Source organism: Nostoc sp. FACHB-190 (assembly GCF_014696905.1).
Classification (GTDB): domain Bacteria; phylum Cyanobacteriota; class Cyanobacteriia; order Cyanobacteriales; family Nostocaceae; genus Nostoc_B.
The window spans coordinates 106,309-129,652 of record NZ_JACJQW010000010.1 but is presented as its reverse complement, the minus strand read 5'-3'; the positions used below and the strand labels follow the sequence as shown (position 1 = coordinate 129,652).

19 protein-coding genes are annotated in these 23,344 nt (G+C 37.2%); 15 read left to right on the top strand and 4 right to left on the bottom strand.

From position 1 onward, the window contains the following. Nucleotides 1–62 precede the first annotated feature (62 nt). The 13 genes from H6G28_RS13960 to H6G28_RS13900 all read left to right on the top strand — a co-directional run bounded on the left by H6G28_RS13960 (nt 63) and on the right by H6G28_RS13900 (nt 18,123). Nucleotides 63–1,169: a hypothetical protein gene (locus H6G28_RS13960; RefSeq protein WP_190593130.1), complete on the top strand. Its 1,107-nt coding sequence runs from the start codon at nt 63–65 to the stop codon at nt 1,167–1,169. Between the two features lie 577 nt (nt 1,170–1,746). Further along, entirely contained in the window at nt 1,747–2,049 is a 303-nt protein-coding gene (locus H6G28_RS13955; protein WP_190593131.1) for an NHLP leader peptide family RiPP precursor, read from the top strand. 348 nt (nt 2,050–2,397) lie between these two features. Next, nucleotides 2,398–3,858, top strand: coding sequence for a radical SAM family RiPP maturation amino acid epimerase (locus H6G28_RS13950; RefSeq protein WP_190593132.1), 1,461 nt, complete (start codon nt 2,398–2,400; stop codon nt 3,856–3,858). Nucleotides 3,859–3,929: 71 nt separating this feature from the next. Next, nucleotides 3,930–5,378 (top strand): radical SAM family RiPP maturation amino acid epimerase, encoded by a 1,449-nt coding sequence (locus tag H6G28_RS13945; RefSeq protein WP_242049252.1) that lies wholly within the window; start codon nt 3,930–3,932, stop codon nt 5,376–5,378. 160 nt (nt 5,379–5,538) lie between these two features. Further along, nucleotides 5,539–9,537: a Pls/PosA family non-ribosomal peptide synthetase gene (locus tag H6G28_RS13940; RefSeq protein ID WP_190671456.1), complete on the top strand. Its 3,999-nt coding sequence runs from the start codon at nt 5,539–5,541 to the stop codon at nt 9,535–9,537. A 735-nt stretch (nt 9,538–10,272) separates the two neighbouring features. After that, nucleotides 10,273–10,944 (top strand): hypothetical protein, encoded by a 672-nt coding sequence (locus H6G28_RS13935; RefSeq protein WP_190671454.1) that lies wholly within the window; start codon nt 10,273–10,275, stop codon nt 10,942–10,944. Nucleotides 10,945–10,997: 53 nt separating this feature from the next. Then, nucleotides 10,998–12,011: an aldo/keto reductase gene (locus H6G28_RS13930; protein ID WP_190593135.1), complete on the top strand. Its 1,014-nt coding sequence runs from the start codon at nt 10,998–11,000 to the stop codon at nt 12,009–12,011. A 227-nt stretch (nt 12,012–12,238) separates the two neighbouring features. Beyond that, a complete protein-coding gene (locus H6G28_RS13925; RefSeq protein ID WP_190593136.1) occupies nt 12,239–12,670 on the top strand; it encodes an NHLP leader peptide family RiPP precursor in 432 nt (143 codons plus the stop codon). 69 nt (nt 12,671–12,739) lie between these two features. Beyond that, nucleotides 12,740–13,147: an NHLP leader peptide family RiPP precursor gene (locus H6G28_RS13920; protein ID WP_190593137.1), complete on the top strand. Its 408-nt coding sequence runs from the start codon at nt 12,740–12,742 to the stop codon at nt 13,145–13,147. A gap of 172 nt (nt 13,148–13,319) precedes the next feature. Continuing rightward, entirely contained in the window at nt 13,320–13,697 is a 378-nt protein-coding gene (locus tag H6G28_RS13915; protein WP_190593138.1) for an NHLP leader peptide family RiPP precursor, read from the top strand. A 92-nt stretch (nt 13,698–13,789) separates the two neighbouring features. Continuing rightward, nucleotides 13,790–14,152 (top strand): NHLP leader peptide family RiPP precursor, encoded by a 363-nt coding sequence (locus H6G28_RS13910; RefSeq protein WP_190593139.1) that lies wholly within the window; start codon nt 13,790–13,792, stop codon nt 14,150–14,152. A 107-nt stretch (nt 14,153–14,259) separates the two neighbouring features. After that, entirely contained in the window at nt 14,260–14,577 is a 318-nt protein-coding gene (locus H6G28_RS13905) for an NHLP leader peptide family RiPP precursor (RefSeq protein ID WP_190593140.1), read from the top strand. Nucleotides 14,578–14,871: 294 nt separating this feature from the next. After that, nucleotides 14,872–18,123: a type 2 lanthipeptide synthetase LanM family protein gene (locus tag H6G28_RS13900; protein WP_190671452.1), complete on the top strand. Its 3,252-nt coding sequence runs from the start codon at nt 14,872–14,874 to the stop codon at nt 18,121–18,123. 313 nt (nt 18,124–18,436) lie between these two features. Here the strand turns inward: H6G28_RS13900 and H6G28_RS13895 are convergent, their stop codons facing one another. From H6G28_RS13895 to H6G28_RS13880, 4 genes are all read right to left on the bottom strand, one after another. Beyond that, nucleotides 18,437–19,171, bottom strand: a complete 735-nt coding sequence (locus tag H6G28_RS13895) for an HNH endonuclease (protein ID WP_190671450.1) — start codon at nt 19,169–19,171, stop codon at nt 18,437–18,439. Continuing rightward, nucleotides 19,164–20,081, bottom strand: a complete 918-nt coding sequence (locus H6G28_RS13890) for a DNA adenine methylase (RefSeq protein ID WP_190671448.1) — start codon at nt 20,079–20,081, stop codon at nt 19,164–19,166. The genes H6G28_RS13895 and H6G28_RS13890 overlap by 8 nt, the downstream gene beginning before the upstream one ends. 200 nt (nt 20,082–20,281) lie before the next feature. Continuing rightward, a complete protein-coding gene (locus tag H6G28_RS13885; RefSeq protein WP_190671446.1) occupies nt 20,282–20,686 on the bottom strand; it encodes a hypothetical protein in 405 nt (134 codons plus the stop codon). Nucleotides 20,687–20,716: 30 nt separating this feature from the next. Then, nucleotides 20,717–21,160 (bottom strand): DUF29 domain-containing protein, encoded by a 444-nt coding sequence (locus H6G28_RS13880; protein ID WP_190671444.1) that lies wholly within the window; start codon nt 21,158–21,160, stop codon nt 20,717–20,719. Nucleotides 21,161–21,514: 354 nt separating this feature from the next. Between H6G28_RS13880 and H6G28_RS13875 the strand changes: the two genes are divergently transcribed. Continuing rightward, nucleotides 21,515–21,976, top strand: coding sequence for a chemotaxis protein CheW (locus H6G28_RS13875; RefSeq protein WP_242054575.1), 462 nt, complete (start codon nt 21,515–21,517; stop codon nt 21,974–21,976). Between the two features lie 138 nt (nt 21,977–22,114). Continuing rightward, nucleotides 22,115–23,308: a CheR family methyltransferase gene (locus H6G28_RS13870; RefSeq protein WP_190671440.1), complete on the top strand. Its 1,194-nt coding sequence runs from the start codon at nt 22,115–22,117 to the stop codon at nt 23,306–23,308. Nucleotides 23,309–23,344 lie beyond the last annotated feature (36 nt).

Below are 23,344 nucleotides of genomic sequence, written 5' to 3'. Positions count from 1 at the left end.
CCGCTATTGTCTTAAATCAACATAGCCTTGACAAATTGTCTTAATTATCAATCAAAATTACCATGAATAGCTGTACATTAGAAAATTATCTTCAGGTTGTTGTACCCCACCTTTCACCTAAGTTAGTTTCTCCCGAAGCTTTATCTCATATTCAAGCAATAACAAGGATTTTTCCACTTTCATCCGAGGGGTTATTTGAGTGCCGTCTAGGTGCGAATAACTCCAGGGTAGATTTCTCAGTCCTTGCTACAAATTTAGGTTCAAGTCATCAGAGCTTTGAAAAACTAGATTTTCTAGTGAACTTACCAGAAGTATTTTCTTCAAATCCTATCTGGAGACGTATTCAAAATTTTTGTTCTGCCTGTTGTGGAACAAACTCCCTACTATCTAACAATATAGACAATATTTGGCTGGAATTTGATCTTGATAAAGATCCCCAAAATTTACCAATTCCTAGCTTGTTTTTAGGATTCAAAGAACTAAATTCAGAAAAATATAGTATCCAGATATCTCAAAGTGCTAATGAGCAACTACAAACTGTGAAAACGGCCTTGCACATATTATTTGATGATCATGTTTCACCAATAATTGAAAATAATCTAGGTATTTGTGTAAATTCCTTACCACAAGGCTCTCAAATACTTTATGTAGGAGTTATGTTTTCTCGCCATTTAGATGCTGTTAGAGTCAATATTAGTGGGATTTCTCCTGAATATCTTGAAGATTACCTTGCTCAAATTGGTTGGAAATATTCAATTGAACCTCTCAAAGAAATAATTCAGTCACTAACTCAAATTGTAGATACAATAATCCTCAATATCGATATAGGAACTAGTATTTTTCCGCAGCTAGGTTTAGAGTGCCTATTAAATAATAAAAGTACAAGATGTGAACCAAAATGGCAATTACTTTTAAATTGTTTAGTAGAACATGAATTATGTACCCCAGAAAAATATGATGCTGTTCTCAATTGGTCTGGATATTGTCACGCACAGAATTATCCAGAGTTATGGCCTGATAATTTGATTAAAGTATCTCAATTTCTTGGTTCAAGATGGCATAGCATTTATTTTAGAAATTTAAATCATATAAAGATAAATTATCATCCAGACGGATACTTAGAAGCTAAAGGGTATTTAGCATTTGGTCGCAGTCTTGTCTGTAAATAACACATTCATTAAATTTAATTACTACAAATTTAACTGTTAAAAGTGAAAATTTAAATCCCTGTAGTTTAAGTAACACACCAATTAGCGAGGACTTAAACTACACTATACGCCATCAGAAATGATGATTAATTAGAATTACCTCAAATCATCATACCTAATTACTATAAGAAATTAGGTATTTTTTATTTTTATAAATCAAAACTTTATCTACAAAATGTGTATTCAGATCAAATGATTGTGCATTATTCCCATTAGGAAATTACTATATTATTTAATTATCAACTTAGACCAAATAAAAAATTCATCAACAAGAATGTGTCAAATTAGTTATTGCTAAGGGATGAGCGATTAACAGCATAATCAAATAAACTTGCTAGCATAAACCTAAGCAAAAACTAGATAAATAAGCATTGTTAATAGTTGATGAGTTAAGTTTATGTGATTTAAGTCGATACTCACCCCATATATCTGACGATTCTTAAGGATGATCTATAAATTACCAAGGATTGGCAGAACCTATGGGAGTAAATCATACATACACTTTTTGTAAATTTAACCTCAATTCAGGAGTAATTTCATGTCAGGACAAGAATTTTCACGTCATGAGTTTAACGCACAAATCGCTGCAAAAACTTGGCAGGATGCTGCATTTAGACAAGAGTTATTATCTAATCCCAAAGCAGCTATAGCCAAAGAATTGGGAACAACTATGCCTGATAATTTGCAGATTCATGTGTTTGAAGAAGATAATAACAACATCTATCTAGTGATTCCACCAGTACCAGGTGTGGAAGAAGAACTAAGCGATGAGGCATTAGAGCAAGTTGCTGGTGGCTATGTAGCAACTAGAAAGAGAGGCAGGGTCTTTATCATAGGTTAATTTTGTTGATAGCAGCAAAATAAAAGCTGACGAATAAGTGAGAATAATAGAGATTCTCACGATAAATTTCAACATCATTAACACATCTTTTGAATTGAGTCAGCATTAATTGCAAACTCGATATTAGGAGAATGTAAACATCAGACTATAGTGGAGTTTACATTCTCCTCTACCTATACTGAATTACGAATTCATCTCTAGCTTTCAAAGTATCAGAAAATTTTAAGAACATAAGGAAACTAAAGCGTTAAAAATCTTTCTGAGAAAAAGATTTAGTCATTCATCACATTTAATTTGATTGTTATTAATTATAAAATTTTGTAATAGTTAATATAATTCCCAATGTTTATGTCAACTCAAGAACTAAATCATCAAATGAAAGCAGAATTTATTTTTCCACCTTTTGATATTACAGAATACGATATAGATCACCATGCAGATTTCACCACAATCGATCAAAAATTACTAGCTAAATTTAGTCAAATCAAGCGGTTTAAAGAACGTTGGGAAGTAGACGTAGAGTTTCGTCAACAAGTTTTTACAGATCCTCATAGTGCCTTTGTGCGCCACGGTTTGAAATTACATCCTGAAGATGTCAGACCAATATGGGATGAAGATTGCAATAGCAAGTGGGAACAAGGACTATTAGAGTTTCCACTCTTGAAATTGAGTAATGAGTTCTTTGAAAGGTTGGACTATTTACAAAATATCCACTTAAAGACTGCTCCCAGTAATATCTATATTCGACAATGGCGAGAAAGGCAAATTGTACGTACTGCTAGTCAGTTTCAACCATTGGTTAACCAAATTGTTATTCATGCTCCAGTTTCTTTTGAACTTTGCAAGGGTTGTTCAGTAGGATGCCGATTCTGTGCTGTATCAGCACCCCCTCTCACTGAGATATTCTTATACACTCCTGAAAATTCCAAATTGTGGCGTGAAGTATTAGAAGTGATGACAGGTTTTTTAGGAACTTCTGCGGGTGCTGGCTTTTGCTATTGGGCGACTGATCCCCTAGATAACCCAGACTATGAAAAATTTTGTCTTGATTTTCATGCGATTACGGGATTTTTCCCCCGGACTACAACTAGTCAACCGTTAAAGTATCCAGACCGTCTACGCTCGATTTTAAGATACTCAAGAGAGAAAAACGGTGTATGCAATCGTTTCTCAATTCTGTCTTTGAAGATGTTGGACAGAGTTTATCAAGAGTTTAGCGATGAAGATCTGTTGAATGTGCAAATGAATTTTCTGAATGAAGAGGCAGAAGATTCTGTTAAAGCTCATGCAGGGAGACAACGAGAAATAAACCTCCAAAAAAGTCAAGGAGATGAAGAACCTCATGCACAAGGAACAATTGCTTGTGTATCAGGATTTTTATTTAACATGGTGGAGCGTAGTGTCAAGCTGATTAGCCCTTGTAATGCCAATGAACGATGGCCATTAGGTTATATAGTCTATGATCAAGGAACTTTCGTAGATGCTGATGACCTCAAGAGTTTGATTGAGCGAATGATTCGGGATAATATGCCGCAGACAGTGAGACTAGGCGATGTGTTACGCTTTCGTCCTGATCTGAAGTATGAAGCTCTTGTTGATGGCTTTCAACTTTCTACCCATGTTAAAACCTTCAAGTTCCGTCATGATTCTTTGTGGAAAGAGTTAGGGGTTTTAATCCATCAAGGTAATCACACAACCGCAGAGATTACCCAATTTTTTACGAATAAAGGTGTGTTAGCGACACAAACATCTTACTATCTCAATCTTTTATTTGAGCGTGGGGTTTTAGACTCTGAGCCTCAAATTTAGAGGGTTTTTGAAACCTTTGAAAATCTCAAAAGCTACAGTCTACACTAAGCCTGATGATATATTTACCAATTATGATGCACACTGAAGAGTTACGACAAGAAATAATTGCACGTTCTTTTAACATTAAAGAATTTTGTTTAGATTACCACGATAGTTTTCAAACTATCGATCAGGTTGATCCGCAACTCCTAAGTAAATTTAGTCAAGTTAAGCGGTTTCAAGAACATTGGGAAGCAGATAGTAAATTTCGGGAACAAGTCGTTGAAGATCCTTACAGTGCATTTTTGCGCTATGGGTTGAAACTAAATCCTGAAGATGTCAGACCTAAATGGGATAAAAACTGTAAAAATATATCAGATTTTCCACTGCTAACACTAAGTCAGGCATTTTTTGATCGCTTAGATAAAGTAACAGATATCGATTCTGATGTTAGTCACTTAAATATTCGTGCATGGCGGGAAAGACAAATTGCACGTACCGCCAGCCAATTTAACTTAGCTGTTCACAAAGTAATTCAACACATCCCAGTTTGTTTTGAATTGAGCAAGGGTTGTTCTGTGGGATGTCGATTCTGTGCTGTATCTGCACTGAAATTTAGCGATATTTTCTTATATACTCCCGAAAATGCTCAATTATGGCGCGGCGTGCTAGAAGTCATCACAGACTTTTTAGGTTCTGCGGCTGGGAAAGGTTTTTGCTATTGGGCTACTGATCCTCTAGATAACCCAGATTATGAAAAGTTTTGCCATGATTTTCACGCCATTACTGGTTCTCTCCCCCAGATGACGACTGCTCAACCTCTGAAAAATGTTGAGCAAACACGGGCAATTTTAAAACTCTCAAAAGAGAAAAATGGTATCTGCAATCGCTTTTCAATTCTGTCTTTGAAGATGTTAGACAGAGTTTATCAAGAGTTTAGCGATGAAGAACTGTTGAATGTGCAGATGAATTTTCTCAATGAAGAGGCAGAAAATGCTGTTAAAGCTCATGCAGGGAGACAGCGACAAGCAAACCTGCAAAAAGGTCAAGGAGATGAAGAGGCTCACAGACAAGGAACAATTGCTTGTGTGTCAGGATTTTTATTTAATATGGTGGAGCGCAGTGTTAAGCTGATTAGCCCTTGTAATGCTGATGAACGCTGGCCATTGGGTTATATGGTTTATGATCAAGGCACTTTTGTAGATGCTGATGACCTGAAGATTTTGATTGAAAGGATGATTCAGGATCATATGCCGCGAATCCTCAGACCTAGCGACTTGATCCGCTTCCGGCGTGATCTGAATTATCAAACTCTGGTGGATGGTTTTCAACTCTCAACTCGCATTAAAACTTTTAAATTTCACCATGATGTGTTATGGCAGGAGTTAGGTGCTTTAATTCACCACGGTCAGTATACAACCGCAGAGATTACAGAGTTGTTAACTCTTAAAGGAGTGACATCAGCAAGAATATCTTGTTATCTGAATGTTTTGTTTGAGCGCGGAGTGTTAGATTCTGAGCCTCAACCGCAAGAGGGATAAAGTAAGAAACAAATATTTTTGCGCTAATACAAGTTTCTAGACTCGCCATTGCAGGGGATTTCTCCTGCAATTTTAGTGAGTAAACCTCAATTAATAGGATAGCGATCGCCCACTTTCTTAAACTACTCACTAGCTATGATGATCATTGGAAAGATTTGGCATGGAAACTAGATATCATCAGTCAAATAGACCAAATAATTACAAAATTGTCAACTCTCTAAATACTCAGTTTGACAATTTTAGTCACACAGAAACACCACAACGTCTGCATTACTTTTTTGAAAATCGGTGTGATGTTAGTCCTGATGCTGTGGCTTTGATATGTGATACTGAGTTGCTCACTTATGGAGAACTTGATGTACGAGCAAATCAGTTAGCCCATTACTTAGTCAATCAAGGTATCAATCAAGGGGACAGAATTGGTATTCTGCTGGAACGCTCAATTAATACCTATGTGACGTTGCTGGCTATACTCAAGAGTGGTGCGGCTTTCATCCCTCTAGATGCCTCCTTTCCCCAAGATCGAATTACCTTTATTGCAGAAAACGCATCTCTGAATTTACTGATTAGTACCACAAAATTCAGTGAACTAACTGCTGGGGTTGGCTGTCAAGTTTTGATGTTGGATGCTGTAGCTGAAGATATTGCCAAACAGCCAAAAACGCGGATTTTGTTGTCAGATGCACAAGACGAACTCTGTTACATTATCTATACTTCCGGCTCGACTGGCAGACCTAAAGGTGTAGCTGTCAATCACTCTAATATATGCAGCTTTATCTCTATTTGTACACCAATCTATGGCGTAAAGAGTTGCGATCGCGTTTATCAAGGGATCATCATCGCCTTTGATTTCTCTATTGAGGAAATTTGGCCTACCTTCGCTGTGGGAGCTACCTTGATTGTCGGCCCTACCGATCATCGCAAAATCGGCTCAGACTTAGCTGATTTCTTGATTGAACAGCAGGTAACAATGCTCTACTGTGTTCCTACACTCTTAGCAGCAGTAGATAAAGATGTCCCCTCCATCCATACTTTAATAGTCGGCGGTGAAGCCTGTCCCCAGGACTTAGTGAAGCGTTGGAGTATTGGGGGACGGCGGATGCTGAATACTTATGGGCCGACCGAAACAACAGTTACAGCTTTGTGGACGGAATTAGTCCCAGACAAACCAGTCACTATCGGTAAACCCCTACCATACTACAGTGTTTATATCCTCGATGAGCATCTACAAGAAGTTCCACCAGGTGAGATTGGAGAAATCTGCATTGGGGGAATTGGTGTCACCCAAGGTTATGTAAATCTTCCCGAAAAAACTGCCGCTAAGTTCATCCCCAACCCCTTTACTGTAAGTGAGAAAGAAGAAAAACTATATCGTAGTGGTGATTTAGGTCGGTTTACCCCAGATGGTGAAATAGAATATTTAGGGCGCATTGACCATCAAGTTAAAATTCGGGGTTATCGTATTGAACTGACAGAAATTGAAGCAGTTTTACTAGAAGATCAGGAAGTAGAGAATGCTATTGTCTCCCTGGTATCTATTAATGATACAAACAAAGAATTAGTTGCTTATATCACGCTACATATTCCTGTCACTGATTCTCAAGCTCTCAAACATCGCCTGTATAACTCACTGAGTAGTCGTCTGCCTAACTACATGGTGCCAGCATTCATCGAAATCTTGGATGCAATTCCCACACTACCCAATGGTAAAGCCGACCGTTCACAGCTACCAAATCCCACGACTAAGAGAGTCCGCAAAAACTCTGGTTTATATGTGCCACCAGCTACAGAGATTGAACAAGAACTAGCTAATGCTTGGGGCAATATTTTCGGAAATGACAATATCTCTGTTGAAGAAGACTTCTTTGCGGATTTAGGTGGTCATTCTCTTTTTGCGGCGCGTATCATCTCTAACTTGAGACAGCAACCAACATTACAGCATCTTTCCATTGCTGATTTATATTCCCACACAACTATCCGATCGCTTGCCAATCACATCGAAAGTATCCAAAAACAACAAAGAGAACTTGCTCCGTCAAATCCGCGTACAGTTAGACATCATAGCAACTTGCGAGTCTGGTTGAGTGGAAGCCTACAAATAGTTATGCTCTATGTCCTCTTTATCGTTTTCGGAATGCCATTCATCTTACTGTTAGAGGACTTTCATGAATGGTCATCACCACTGGTAGTTTTTGCGGAAATCAGCATATTTTCTATGATGTGGTTTGTGATTAGTCTCACACTCCCCATCATCGCTAAATGGTTGCTCATTGGTAAGTTTCGTCCAGGCCGCTATCCCTTGTGGGGTTGGTATTATTGCCGTTGGTGGTTAGTGAGAAAAACTATAGATATTGCCCCACTTGATTATCTAGCTGGTTCGCCTCTCCTGCCCTTATATATGCGGTTATTGGGTGGAAAGATTGGTGAAGGCTGTCATATCGGCACGAAAGATTTACATCTGCCTGATTTAATCACAATTGAAGACGGGGCGAGCATTGGCTATGGTGTTCAGGTACAGCCTTTTATAGTGGAAGATGGATGGTTATATCAAGCACCCATCAAGATTGAGGCTAATAGCTTTATTGGGACTAATTCAGTAGTCATGCTTGGTAGTCATGTAGGTCGGGGAGTGCAGTTAGATGAACAGTCTTTAGTAGCACAAGACCAAGTGATTCCAGATTATCAGGTTTGGGCTGGGTCGCCCTCGCAGCCAATTACCGATGCTGATCCGATTTTGAAGGAAATGAACTACCGCAAAACCCCCTCGGTGCAATTGTCGCCAAGACTTTGGATGGGTTTTGTTGCTGGATTTATCTTGCTTGATGCTCTACCCTTCATTATTTTCACTCCAGGGTTAATTTTTGAGTACGCGGTATCCCAAAGACAACTGCTCAAAGGTCTTTTATACACACCCATTGCCGGTTTATTGTATGGACTGACAACCTGTGCTGTAGTCGCCTTTGGTAAGTGGTTAGTAATGCCCAATACTCGTCCTGGGATTTTTCCAGAAAATTCTGGTTTTGGTTTGCGTAAGTGGCTGGCTGACAAATTTATGTTTACGAGTTTGTCACTAACTAACACCCTCTACGCCACCCTTTATACTATGCCTTGGCTGCGTCTGTTGGGGGCGAAAGTCGGGCCGAGATCAGAAGTTTCGACTGTATCGCAGATTGATCCTGACTTGCTGAGATTGGGTAGTGAAAGTTTTGTGGCTGACTTTGCTACGATTGGTGCGGCTAAATATTACAATGGCTTCTTTGCCTTGGGAGCTACTGAAATTGGTAGTCGTTCCTTTGTGGGTAACGCTGCTTTAGTCCCTAGCAGCACATATCTTGGGGATCATAGCTTAATTGGGGTGTTGTCTGTACCTCCTAATCAACCAGTATCTTCTGGTTCATCATGGCTTGGTTCACCAGCAATTTTCCTTCCACGTCGTCAGCAAGATGAGTGTTTTGATGAAAGAGTGACTTTCCGTCCACCTCTAAAACTGGTTTTTGGTCGTCTTGCTATTGAGTTTGTGCGGATTGTTTTACCACTAACCCTTATATATGTGCTGTTCATTGAGAATCTTGTCGGGTTAGCTTGGTTGACATCAAAAGTATCAACACCAATGCTGATAGTTTTGTCACCAGGACTATTTATAGCCTCTTCGTTTTTGGTAACTCTTTTCGTGGCGATATTGAAATGGATAGTAGTTGGACGCTATCGACCGCGTGTAGAGCCTTTGTGGTCTATCTTTGTGCGTCGTACAGAGTTTATTACTGGCTTATATGAAACTGTCGCTGTACCATTTTTACTCAGATGGTTTACTGGGACACCATTGTTAGCACCGCTTTTAGGTTTATTTGGGGCAAAGATAGGTCGCCGAGTTTACATGGAGACTACGTATTTAACCGAGTTTGATTTAGTGCGGGTTGCTGATGATGCTGCGATCGCTAATTTGGTATCTCTGCAAACTCATTTGTTTGAAGACCGCGTGATGAAAATGTCCAAATTAAGAATCGGTCGTGGTTGTAGTGTTGGGCCTCGTTCTGTAGTTCTATATGACTCGGAAATGGAAGCTGGAGCAAAATTAGATGCTTTATCTCTAGTGATGAAAGGTGAAATGCTACCATTTCAAAGCCATTGGCAAGGTATTCCATCTCGCGCAGTTAACTAAGGCTGACTCACTTTTATAAATGAAGTAGAGACGTTGCGTGCAACGTCTCTACTTTTCTGTGGGGTGTGTGACACTGCAAAATTATTTGAACTTATACCAATTTAATGTGAAGTTGCACATATTTCGATCCCCCTAAATCCACGCCACTTGCTACAACGGAGGGAACCTCCGCAACGCAGTGGCTCCCCTTAAAAAGGGGGACTTTGATATATGTTTTTCCGGTTCCCTCCTTTTGAAGGGGATGCTCAAGGGGATCTGATTCTATGCAGCTTCATAAAAAATTGGTATTAGTCATGAAACTTATAGCGTCACACACCAAGCATTGTGATATTTGCATAATTCCTAATTTTTATCAATTTTATCAATGAATCTCTGGCTAAAAATGTTGTAGTTAATCCTCAAAATAGTGCATTTAGTTGTTCTTTATTAAAGAGTATTATGCAGTAGTAGATTAAACCCAGAAATCGATAACCCAATTTTGGTAATGGATGAAAATTGCTTTTCCATTACCAATAATTTCTTAAATTAATCACCATCTCATTTTATCCCTCCTCTCTAAAAAAGTTCTGTCAAATTTACAATAATTGACAGGATTTTTCTTAGTTAATTAGTGAGGTAAACGCTACTTTTGATGATTAAAGATTTTTCTTGTCTGGTTATTATTTATCCAGATTAGAGAACCATAGTTTAATTCACTGGATGGCTTGAAAAATTTTACATGAGTGATTCACTAGAATGACATTATTTGAAATGCTGATACCCCGCTTATTTTATGGTTTAGCCAGTTTTTCTGTATTTGCAATTTTTGAAATTCCTGCAATAGTAGTGGCATCAGAAAATAATGTTAATTACAATCAACCAGAACTTTTGCAAACAGAGATTACACAGCAGGATCTCAAAAACATTGACGAGTTAGTTAGTATCGCTGAACGTAATTCTCCTGACATCCTAGAAGCCAAAGCTGCTAGGGGTTTAAGTCCCTTTAATGATGTGATGAGTGTTAGTTTCTCCGGCACAACATACGGATCATTTAACAATTATGAAGAGTTTTACATTGGTGTTACAGTTAACCCTATTAGGCTCTTAACTGCTACTCAACAATCATCTGTTCTGAAAGCTCGGTTGCTAGAAGAAAAACGCCAAAAAAGAGTGGCTATAGTACAGTATTACGTTGAATACTTGCAAGCACGTCAAGCCGCGAAAATTGCTACCTACCAAATGCAAAAGTTTGCTGATAGTTCACGGGTTGCAAGTGTTAATATCCAAACTCAACTTGGTAATGCAGATTATGTGGCTGCTGTCACAGAAATGTTGAATACAAATACAAGGGAAAGAATTGCTTTAGAGCAATTGGCCGCCAGTGTGGGATTATCGCCACAAGAAGCAAATAGCATTATTAGTAAATAGCAAATTATCAATATATTTTTATTAAAGTTTTCTATCACTCAAAAATAAAATTTATGGAACAACTAATTTCTGTCGTTGAATCTAATCATAATTTTTTAAATCAAAACAATTCTCATGAACAAAAATTTCCCTTACCTTTTTACCGTCCACTAGGGCGTACTGATTTAACAGTGAGTTGCTTGGGTATAGGTGGCGGAGGGGGTATTTCTAGTGAAGATACACTCTATGCTTTTGAGCGAGGAATTAACTACTTTTTCTATTCTAGTGATTTGCATCATTTTATTTATCAAAATATGGCGGATGGATTGCGTCAACTGTGTGGGCGCGGTTCATCAGTGCGGGAAAAAGTGGTGTTAGCGACTGTTACTTATATTAAAAGTCCCGAATCTTTAGTGGGTGTTTTATACGATCAGTTTGAAGAATTAGGGATTGATTATATTGATGTGTTGTTTTGGGGTTGGGTTGGCGATCGCGATGGTGAAGCCATTCGAGATTGCTTTGAACATTCTCCTTATTTGCGGGGGCCAAATACAGGATATCAACAGTTTGTCGAAGAAGCTTTTGGTGTATCTGAACGGCTGAAGAAAATGGGTGCGGTGCGTTATGTCGGTGCGTCTTTTCATAATCTTGATCATGCTCAAGCTTGGTTAAATCATCCTTTTTTAGATGTGGTCATGGTGAGACATAATCCTGCTCATCGCACAGCACAGAAAAAAATATTTGCTAATTTAGATTCACAAGATTTACAACGTTCAGGAATTGTGACGTTTAAATCTATGGGTGAACATATAATACCACCGCCAAGCTTACCTGAGTGGTGTTGGTGGCCTAATATACCAGATTTTTACCGTTATTCCTTATCACAAAATTGTGTAGATGTTGCCTTAATGGGGGTGACAAATAGACAAGAAATTGATGAAGCGATCGCCGCAGTAGAAAAAGGTAGACTATCTCCAGCAGAGATTGAGCAGATTAATCTCTTTGGTGATATGGTGCGTTACGGATTAGATTTTAATCAAATACATCCATTTCAAAAGGTTAAACTCCTGCGACAACCTCAAACTTAGTCAATTAAATAAATTAGAAAAACATCCTAGATTTAATTAATAAATCTAGGATGTTTTTATTTAAATATTATTTGTTGAATAGGGCTAAATATTAAGTAGTGAATAATAAAAATCCGTGATTAACAACTTGATTTAATCAACCTATTATAAAAGTAATCAGACACAACAACAACTCCACTGTTGAGTTAGGTTGACTGAGGTAAAAACAATTCAACATAGAATCAATTATGACTACCAACTCTGAAGAATTTAACCCAACCACATTGGAAGATCGCATTATTGCTAAAGCAATGGAAGACTCTGCTTACAAGCAACGTTTGTTAAGTGATGCTAAAGCAGTAGTAGAAGAAGAATTGGGTGAGAAATTAGGTGACGATGTCACAATTCAAGTATTGCAACAAAGTGCTAATCATCTTTATCTAGTGCTACCAATAGATATTGATCAACTAGTTCGTGAAGGCATCATTAGCCAAGAAGAATTAGAAGCAGTAGCAGGTGGTGGTGTTGTCAGCCGATTGAGCGCGAAAATTAGTATTCACCCAGGAAATGTGAATGGACAGACACGAAATTTTAAAAATATTGAAGCCTCTTTAAAGAGTGCTGTGGCTGCCCTAACTCTTGGTGTTTTAAGCCAAAGACACACCACAAGACCTAAATAAGTGCAAGCAAGAAAATAGTAATTTTCAAGATTGAATATTTCCCACAAGCAAATTCACTAAACTGCAACCATGACTATAAACTCTGAAGAATTCACCCCAAGCACCTTAGAAGAGCGTATTATTGCTAAAGCAATAGAAGACCCTGCTTACAAGCAACGTTTGTTAAATGATGCTAAAGCAGTAGTAGAAGAAGAATTGGGTGAGAAATTAAGTGACGATGTCACAATTCAAGTATTGCAACAAAGTGCTAATCATCTTTATCTAGTGCTACCAACAGATTTGGATCAACTAGTCCGCGAAGGCATCATTACCCAAGAAGAATTAGAAGCAGTAGCCGGCGGCTTACGCATAAGAATTACTAAACCTGGAAACGTAAAAAGTAAGTCAGAGCTTTTACAAAGTGTCTCAGGTATTAGTGCGACAATCTCATCTGTAATTGGTTCAATTTACTATAACGTCAAGTCTCGCAAAGGTTAAGATAACCTTTTTCATCGAAATCATTCAAATGCCTAAGAATGGAGTACATAGCTAGGTATTCAAAGCTATCACACTGGTTTAAATACTCTATGAAACTATGTACTCCACTTCATTGAGACTTGGTATAAGTTAGAACAATTCATCAAACTGTTCTCTAAATTCATCATCCATCATGACTACAAATTCTGAAGGATTGAGTCCTGAAAGTTTGCAAGAACTTATCATTGCAAAAGCAATAGAAGATCCCGCCTATAAACAACGCTTATTAAGTGATGCTAGAGCGGTTTTAGCAGAAGAATTAGGTGCTGACTTACCAGAAAATTTATCAGTTGAGGTTTTACAACAGAGTCCCAAACAACTCTATTTAGTATTACCAATTGATATTGATGAACTGGTGCGTGATGGAATTATTTCTCAGCCAGAACTAGAGGCTGTTGCAGGGGCATCAATATCCTTTGTATCAAAATTGATTGCCAGCACAGCTGCTCAAGTTTCTGTTTTTGCAGGTATAGAACATACCCTGAAAAAGTGGCAACAAAGACGAAAGTAAATATCATTCCTGAATTACAAGTTGCTATTTATAACTTGTAAAAGAATGATAACAAAAACAATTAAACTTCAATCAATACTGGAGAATTAACCATGTCTATCAATTCTGAAACCATCAACGCTTTAGAAATTCAAGAACGTATCATTGCTAAGGCAATGGAAGACTCTGCTTATAAACAACGTTTGTTGAACAACCCTAAAGCAGTATTGCAAGAAGAATTAGGTGAACAATTACCTGCAAATTTGACAATTGAAGTTCTACAACAAACTCCAAAAGAACTTTATTTAGTATTGCCAGTCGATATCGATCAATTTGTTGATGATGAGGCAATTGCTGAGGAAGAGTTGGAGGCTGTAGCAGGAGGATTTATCTTCACAGCCGTTGTAGCTGCAAGTCCTTATGCTGTTAAGCAATCTCCAAAAGTTTCCAGAGCAATAAGTAAAATTTTTAAATAAAAGTTTCCTTAACAGGATTAAGGCAACAAAGGAATGTCTATGATGGGGAATTGAAACCCCCATCAAGACTTACCGCCTGTAGCCGAGTAACTATTGGAGGGTAAATCATGAGTAGCAATCATCAAGAATTTGACGTAGAAGAATTTAAGAATAGCTTAATTGCTAAGGCAATTGAAGATCCTGCGTATAAAGAACGCTTGTTAAGTGATGCGAAAGCAGTTGTAGAAAAAGAACTAGGGACAAATTTACCTTCAGGTGTGACTATTGAGGTTGTACAACAGAGTTCAAATCAACTTTATCTGTTGTTACCACCAGAGATTGATGAAAATATTAGCGATGAAGAATTAGAGGCTGTCACTGGAGGAGGCGGATATATAAAATTTGTGAAAAAGACAGTGAAAAAAGTTGTTGAACCTTGGACTTAGATTATTTAGCGTAGCCAAAGTTTAATATACCCTAAATCTTCATAAAAATGGCGTTGGGAGGGATGAATAACTACTTCATCCCTCAAATAGATTTTCACACCTTAACTCTCATCTAAATTTCATCTGACTACTGTGCATTTTTATACACAACAGTTCAACTAATTCTATAAACAAGTAAAAACACTTTTGATGCTGGAATAAAGCAAGTAATGTATTGACTTGAATTAGACTTAATTAGTCTTTTGCAATGTGTTCAGATTTGTTAATCACTTTCTAGAACGTTTTTAATATCTTATGGAATTTACTCAAGAACAATTAATTAGCATTGTAGAAAAATCTAGTACATTATCGGAGCGTCTTAGCTCTAATTTTGTAGTTAGTCAGCTAAAAAACTTAGATGATTTAGTGAATAATAAACTTCAAAAATGGTGTGAAGCTGTTGCTAATGGGGACAATCAAAAATTTGAAAATCGCCTAGCCTGGGATGGGTTGACTTTAGAAGATGCGCGTCGTGCTGTTGCGCCTGTATCTTTGGTTGATCGAGTTAATTTACCTGCTTGGACTAAAACATTAAATGAAGGTGTGAAAGCTGCTGATGTTGCATTTTCACAAGGTATAGAGTATCTCTGCGTTGATTCTGAAGAATTAATTCCCTTTGAAGAAATATTTTTACCATTTGTTTATATAGCTAGACAAAAATTAACTGCACGCGCCGGACAAAATTATCACCAACTTTCAGAAAATGCGCATGGGTTATTAGAGCGGAGATTGTTGATTACTTTTTCTGAGATGGCTGCTCACGCTATGGAGTTAAAATTTTCTAGTTTTCGTGCAACTAGACAATCTGCTCTTGCTTATATACTAAGACAGTCGGATGATAATGTGAAGCGCGATCGCTATACAGAATTTATCCAACAAATGCTCAATCAGGATGGACTCATTACCTTTTTCTTAGAATATCCTGTGATAGCTAGGCTGTTAGCTATCACCATTGATTTTTGGGTTGATGCTATTGGCGAATTTTTATCACACTTAGCCGCAGATTACAGCGAAATTCAGCAATTATTCCAGCCTGATGCAGATTTAGGACAGGTTGTAGAAATTAAATCTAATCTTTCCGATTCTCATAACGATCATCACACCGTCATAATTCTTACCTTTGCTTCTGGCTTAAAATTAGTCTATAAACCAAAGGGTTTACATATAGATGAAGCCTATTTCAATTTCCTATCTTGGTTTAACCAACAAGAAGCTGATTTAGCATTTAAGTGTTTAAAAATATTAAATCGCTCCAATCATGGTTGGGTTGAGTTTGTCGAATATTCACCTTGCGAAGATGAGCAGGCAATCAAGCGATTTTATCAGAGGACTGGAGTTTTATTAGGTTTATTATATATTCTAAAAGGTAATGATTGTCATCTTGAGAACCTTATAGCTTGTGGTGAGCATCCAGTTGTGATTGATTTAGAAACGATCATGCACCCTACAGTCAAGGAGGAAGAAGATACTAATCAATCTTTTAATGCTGTGGAATTGGCTTTGAAATTTATTGTACAGGATTCCGTTTTGCAGACTCATTTACTACCTCAATGGCACGTAGTATTTGGTGGTAAATTAGTTTGTGATTTCAGTCCATTAGTGGTAACTGATGTCGAAAATAGTCAATATGATGCACCTATTTTTCTCGATATTAACACTGACAAAATGCACCTGAAGTATGAAGAAATCTCCATTAATTTAGATGGAAAGCATCTGCCTCAATTGGGAGATTTACAAATCTCTCCAGACAATTATGTAGAAGATTTAATCATGGGATTTCAAAAAATATATTCTCTCATGATTGCACAACAAAAATTTTTATTGAGTGATTATAGCCCATTATTGAACTTTCATCATCAGCGAATTCGGTTCTTGTTTCGAGGTACTCAGACTTATGCCTCTGTATTAAGTAATGCTCAAAGAGCCGAATATTTAAAAGATGGAGTTGACCGCAATATAAAACTTGAGCTTCTTAGTCGAGCGTATATTTCTGAGCAAAATAAACCTTTATTTTGGCCATTGCTAGAACAAGAATTGCAAGCAGCATTACAGATGGATATTCCATACTTTAGTGCAATTACAGATAGTGAACAGATATTTTCTGGATTGTCATCTGTGCCATTTGCAGATTGTCTTATGTCTACTTTTCCACAGGTAATAGCTCGAATTAATGAACTTAGTGATAATGATTTAAGCAGACAAATAGAAGTGATTCGTGGGGCTTTTAATAGTAGTATTGTTAACCCTTTAGAAGAGAGTTTTGCTGCTAGTGTTGAAACACCACAAGCAACTGCGCTTAATCTGACAACCTTGAGCCAAGAAGAAGGTTTAAAACAGGCGATCGCTATTGCTGAAAAAATTCAATCACAGGCATTTTCTACTGAGAATGATGCTGCTTGGATTGGTTTGGAATACGTTGCGAAATTCCGCAGGTTTCAGTTAAAAGCCCTTGGACATCATTTATATGATGGCAGTTGTGGAGTAGCTTTATTCTTAGCCGCATTATGGTCAGTTACCAAAGACGAACAATATCGTCATTTTGCGCTTAAGGGATTGCAACCATTACGGCAAAATTTACGTAATTTCAACTTAGATGATTCCACAGAATTAACTGAAAATATAGATGTTGGTATCTGCACAGGATTAGGTTCACTTATCTATGGATTAGTGCAGATTGGTAATCTGCTAGATGAACCGAATTTGTTAGATGATGCCCAAAAATTTGCCAGTTTAATCACACCAGAAGTCATTAGCAAAGACCAAGATTTAAATATTAGTTCAGGTTCGGCGGGTGCTTTGTTAGCATTCCTCGCCTTCCACAAAGTTACAGGGGAACAAAGATATTTAGAACAGGCTGTTAGCTGTGGAAATCATCTATTACAGCAGGGAATCACCAGTGATGTAGGGATAACAGCTTGGAATACCGCAGAAAAGAAACTGTCACCAGGGTTTGCCTATGGTGCGGCTGGTATTGCCTATGCTTTGTTGAGATTATATGATATCACTCTGGATGGTAATTTCTTGTTAGGTGCAAAAGAGGCGATCGCCTATGAACGTAGTCTTTTGCTTGCCGAAACCAACAATCAAAATCATTCATTTCCCCTTGGTTGGAGTCATGGTACTGCGGGTATTGTGTTAGCTCGTTTGGGTAGTTTGACAATACTTGATGATGAAGAAATTTGTCAAGAAATTACAAGTAGTTTAAATAGCATCCAGAACAGTAACTTAAATTTAGTTGACAGACTCTCTTGTGGTAACTTTGGTATTGTTGATGTTCTCTTGGAAGCTGCTACCAGGCTTTCACACCCAAATTTATTAGCAGATGCCCAAAAACTAGCTGCATCTATTGTCAACAAAGCCAACGATACTGGTTATTTCTATTTGTTTTCTCCACATCACCAAGATATGTATAATCCTGGTTTGTTCAATGGGATGGCTGGAATTGGCTATGAATTATTAAGACTGAGTTATCCAAAATTATTACCTGCTATTTTGCTGTTTGATTAAATTGAGCCGCTTATTGATCCGAGCGAGATACGGATACCGTTCGTTACTTCCCCAAACAGATAAACTGACCTAAATGAGAACTTTCTGAGCAGTTGTATTGAATTCACGTTCGTTTCTTGGCGAAAGTGGGTAACTTGAGCAAGTAACATACGGAAATGAAGACATGCTAATGTTACTGTTTAAGGTTGGCAATGAACGGTATGCGATCTCCGGATTTCTCACAAATTGCTTATCATCTATACATTTTCGCAGTTTTTGAGAGACCATTTATAAATTAAATCTTTAGAGGGCTAGACGACGTAACAGTCCATTTTTAGAGATCGCCATTTTGTCTCATTTCCCGTTCAATAATTTCCTTGATAAACTCAGGAATTTCTTTTTCCAAACTGATAGCCTGTTGTCTCAATTTTTCATAAATCTCAATGTCATCTCCTTGCCACATTAAATCTATTCGCCTAATCTCTTGCATTGCGATGTGTGTGTAATGTTCTGGATACGCCCAATAACATGACAAACAAATAGATTTATCCTGAATGCTATTCCAATTTTCACAATGCTCACATGACCAAGACTTAGCTCGATTAGCCGAACCACAAAGTAACATAAAACTTTCTGGTGCTAGTTCTGGTTCTCCATCAACTTCAAACGGAACACGATGATCAATCTGTAACTCACGCTCTTCAACTTTTTCTAAATAGATGAAGCATTTACAACCATATCTCCTGATTAATTCGTTTTTAATCTGTTTTGATAAGCCTGTTCTACCAGATAACCTAGAAAACCTTGCCTTACTAACATCTCCAAATCTGTAGGCTGCTATCTTTCTTCCATCACTTCCTGTTACACGGAAAGTTTCGAGAGGAATTCCATGTTCTCGAACATCTCTAGCTGCTCTTGGAGGATGGTTGTAACCATATCTTTCCTTCAGTTCTTCCGTTGTAATAAAACCATATTGCAAAATATGATCAATAACAGCTTTTGGCCTTTTTGCTGTTACTGACTGACAAAGTTGTATGAAATCATTAGGTAACTGCTGATAACTATCCATACATTTCCAAAAGAGTAGGCTGTCTCGCTGCTTTGCTAATATAGCTCTCTAGCTCTGAAGATTGTCCATGTAGTATATTTGGCGACAAGTATAAAGACTCTATTGTTATTTCCTCTCTTCCCAGTAGTGTTGCTTGTGACGATCTACCTACTTCAATTTCAATCTTTTTAAGTCCTAGCTCTTTAGGTAATGGAAGACCAAAAGTTTTAGTGCCTCGCTTGCCATCATAACTAATTGCAAATGCTACACCACGTTGATTTAACTGTTCAAGAATTAGAACAAAATCATCAAAATTAATTCCTGAGAAATATCTTGAATCTCTATTTCCACAAACGCCCTGATATGGAGGATCTATATAGACAAAATCACTACTCTTAGCTTCTGCCAAAACTTCTCTATAATCCAGGGATGTAAACCTACATTTATCTTTTAATAAGGCAGAAACCCCTTCTATATTTTTCCTCATCTTGTCAGGCTGAGTTCCCTTTCGTCTCTTATCAGGACTTTGATTAAATAAACCATCGGAGTTATAACGAACAGATCCTTTTACACATCTAGCTAACAAGTATAAAAAAAGTTTTGGATCATTAGTTTGATTAAAATTTTCTCTAACTTCAAAGTAATGCTTGATAGAATCATGATGTTGCTCATTCCATATATTGGAATAAGCACTTATTATTTCCTCTGGTCTTTCTACAATTAGCTCTAATAATTCAATAAGCGGTTTATTAATATCATTAAGCCAAAAACTTTGAGAAATATGTTTAGAAGCAACTGCTATACTAATTGCTGCTGTTCCTGCAAAAGGTTCTAAAAATCTCTCCACTTTATTAGGTAGAAAATTGAGAATAACTGATGCAAGTTTTCTCTTACTACCCTGATATTGAATTGGGTGTGGTAAGCTAACCATTCTCAATAGCAGAATAAATTAAAATAATTTATTTTAACATGAATGTAAATATTTTATAAATATAAAATATTTACTGTTACTCCTAATTACAAATTAAGACAACTAATACAAAATTTGTAGAAATTAGCAATACTATTACTGCAAAAATGAAAATGTAGCTTGTTGGATATAGCCCTTCGTTTTAGAATTATTGAATAGCCTTATAAATCTTCACCTTCAACTCCACCCGCATTGAAGCCGTAACCAATCAAATCCTCAAGCGTGAGTTCAATAACCTGCTCGTCCTTTAGATGAGCAGCTATCAAAGCCAGCCGATGTAATTCTTGTTCAATTTCAAAAATCCGGTTACAAAGTTGCTGAATTTCTTGTTTTTCCTCGCTAGAAATATCATCTTGCGAAAAGAGAGTATAGCCGCTTCTAACACCATGACCATAATCGTATCGAGAACTACGAATCATGTAGGAACGGACTTTTTTTATGTCTTGCAAGAATGTGTTTAGCACCTGATTGCGTTTATCAAGCCGTGATTGCAGTTGCTGTTGACGTTGTGCTATGGCTTGTTTAATCTCTTGGCCTGTTTTGTGAAAGGTGATATTGATAGACATTTGAAGTATTTTATTATAGTTTATTTCAACTTAACAACTGATAAAATCCGGGTCGAGAATCTGGTATATTGTGTAAGGGCATTCAGTTGGAAATATTTCTATTGGTATTTGCGTTTCCTTTGCCGCATCTCTACGCGCACGTAGATAGTATTTCTCCACCCACTCTAAATCTTGAATCAAACGTTGCAAACTTGGTGTATCTTCTAAACAATCTTGAATTTTATCTCGACAGTTAGAAAGTGTATTATTCCAACTTTGCGTTCTTTTCTCAGGTTGGTACTGACATTTTAGTAAGTGCATCATTAGCACTTGTAAGTAACTACCAAGTTCCCTTTGTTCACTGCGCCCCAACGCTTCTAATTCCTCTACCAAATTTTTAACGTCTAATTCTGCCCAAAGTCCCTTTTTTAAATATTCAGCTTGTTGTTGCGTCCATTCTAAGAAGTCTTGATCATAGAGTTCTGCTTTACCCATGAGCTATTACTCTCTTGTCTCATCAAGGGGATTTTACTAAATTTACAATTACACTCAATCTAGCACCTATAGTCAATTTGAGTAGTTGCACAAGTTTTTAAATCAGTTGTACAAATATTCAAATATTACTACAGTTTTTCGATGTTGCTCATTCTTCACGTTCGTTTCTTGGCGAAAGTGGGTAACTTGAGTAAGTCAGGACTGACGCACAAAAATTATCTGTGGAGATTGGGTGAAAGGGTTTGGGGTGTAAGGATTTTGAATCAGTACACCCCTATACCCTCGCCAAAACCCTTGATTTTTAGTTTTGATGCGTAAGTCCTATAAGTAACATACGGAAATGAATACATGCTCATGTTACTGTTTAAGGTTGGCAATGAACGATATGCGATCGCATCTCAAGAAGTTGTGGAAGTTATACCATTGGTTATTCTCAAAAACTTGCCACACACACCAAAATATCTAGCTGGTGTATTTAACTACCGTGGTTTTGTTGTACCAGTTGTTGATTTATGTCAATTGATGCAGGGTAAAAGCTGTGGCGATAATTTGAGTACACGAATTATATTAGTTAACTATTGTCAACATAATCATACTCAACATATTTTGGGTTTGATGGCAGAACAAGTAGTGGAAACATTGCACAAATCTCAAACTGAATTTATTGATGCTCATATTCAGATAGATACAGCACCATATTTGGGCAAAATGATTGTAGATGAACGCGGAATGATTTATTGCCTTGATATTCAATCCTTGTTATCGGAAACAGAGCAAATAAATTTCTTATCGGAAAATCTTTTAAATAGAGTTTAGGGCTTCAATGTTAGGGATGAGAATGTGTATGAATATTTTGTTTAATTAGTTAGTATTAACTGATTTCTGAATAAAAAACACTAATCTCTAGCCTCTAGCCCCTAGCCTCCAGCCTGATGTAATTTAAAGACAGTCATAATGGTGCAATCTGTCATTGAAGCTTTACTGAGAAGCAAAATTGGTTTAGATGTTAACTCAATTGGTTCTGGTGCGATCGCTAGTGCGATTTATCAACGAATGGCAGATTGCGGTATATCAGAGATGTCTAGCTATTGGGGATATTTACAAGATTCTCCCCAAGAATGGGAAGCATTAATTGAGAATGTGATTATTCCAGAAACTTGGTTTTTTCGGGAACCAGAATCATTTGCGCTGCTCAAAAGCTATGTATTATCAGAATGGTTGCCTAAAAAACCGCAAGGTGTGTTGCGGGTTTTAAGTGTACCTTGCGCCACTGGTGAAGAACCATATTCGATTGCGATCGCGTTATTAGAAGCTGGGTTAACATCTACTCAATTTCACATTGATGCTGTTGATATTAGTAAACAATGTTTGTTAAAAGCCCAAACAGCAATTTATGATAAACACTCATTTCGTGGTCATAACTTTACTGCTCAAGCAAATTATTTTAAATTAATTGATTCTAAATATTATTTGCAATCATCAATCAAAAATTTGGTAAGGTTTATCAACGGTAATTTAGCCGATACTAATTTTAGTGTCTATCAACAAAAATATGATATAGTTTTTTGCCGCAATTTATTAATCTATTTTGACAGTAAGACTAGAGAACAAACCATTCGCATTCTCGAAAATTTACTTGCTAAAGAAGGTTTATTATTTGTTGCGTCTGCCGAAGCTACATTACTCATGAAGACTCAATTAGTCGCTGTCCGTCAATCTTCAGCGATCGCTTATCAAAAATTGAGTCATCACCAAGATTTGATAACTACACAAAAATCATCTGAATTGACTATTCACAACAAGGTAGAAATTGCATCACCCCAAGATATATCTGTAAATCATTCTAATAGTAATTTATTCGATTTAGCTAAACTTGCAGCTAATCAAGGTCGCTTAGAAGATGCAATTCAACTATGTAAAGACTACCTCAAGCAAAATCAAATCAATGCCGAAGCTTATGTTTTGCTTGGTGAAGTACAGCAAGCAATGGGACAAAATGAACAAGCTGGAGAATCTTTTCGTAAAGCAATTTATCTGCAACCTAATCATGAAGCAGGATTGACTCATTTAGCCTTACTCAAAGAACAGCAGGGAGATAAAACCAGTGCTGATTTACTTTGGCAACGCATCTACAGATTACAGTTTTGATATGTGAATAATTGAGACAAGGGTGACGGGGTAGAC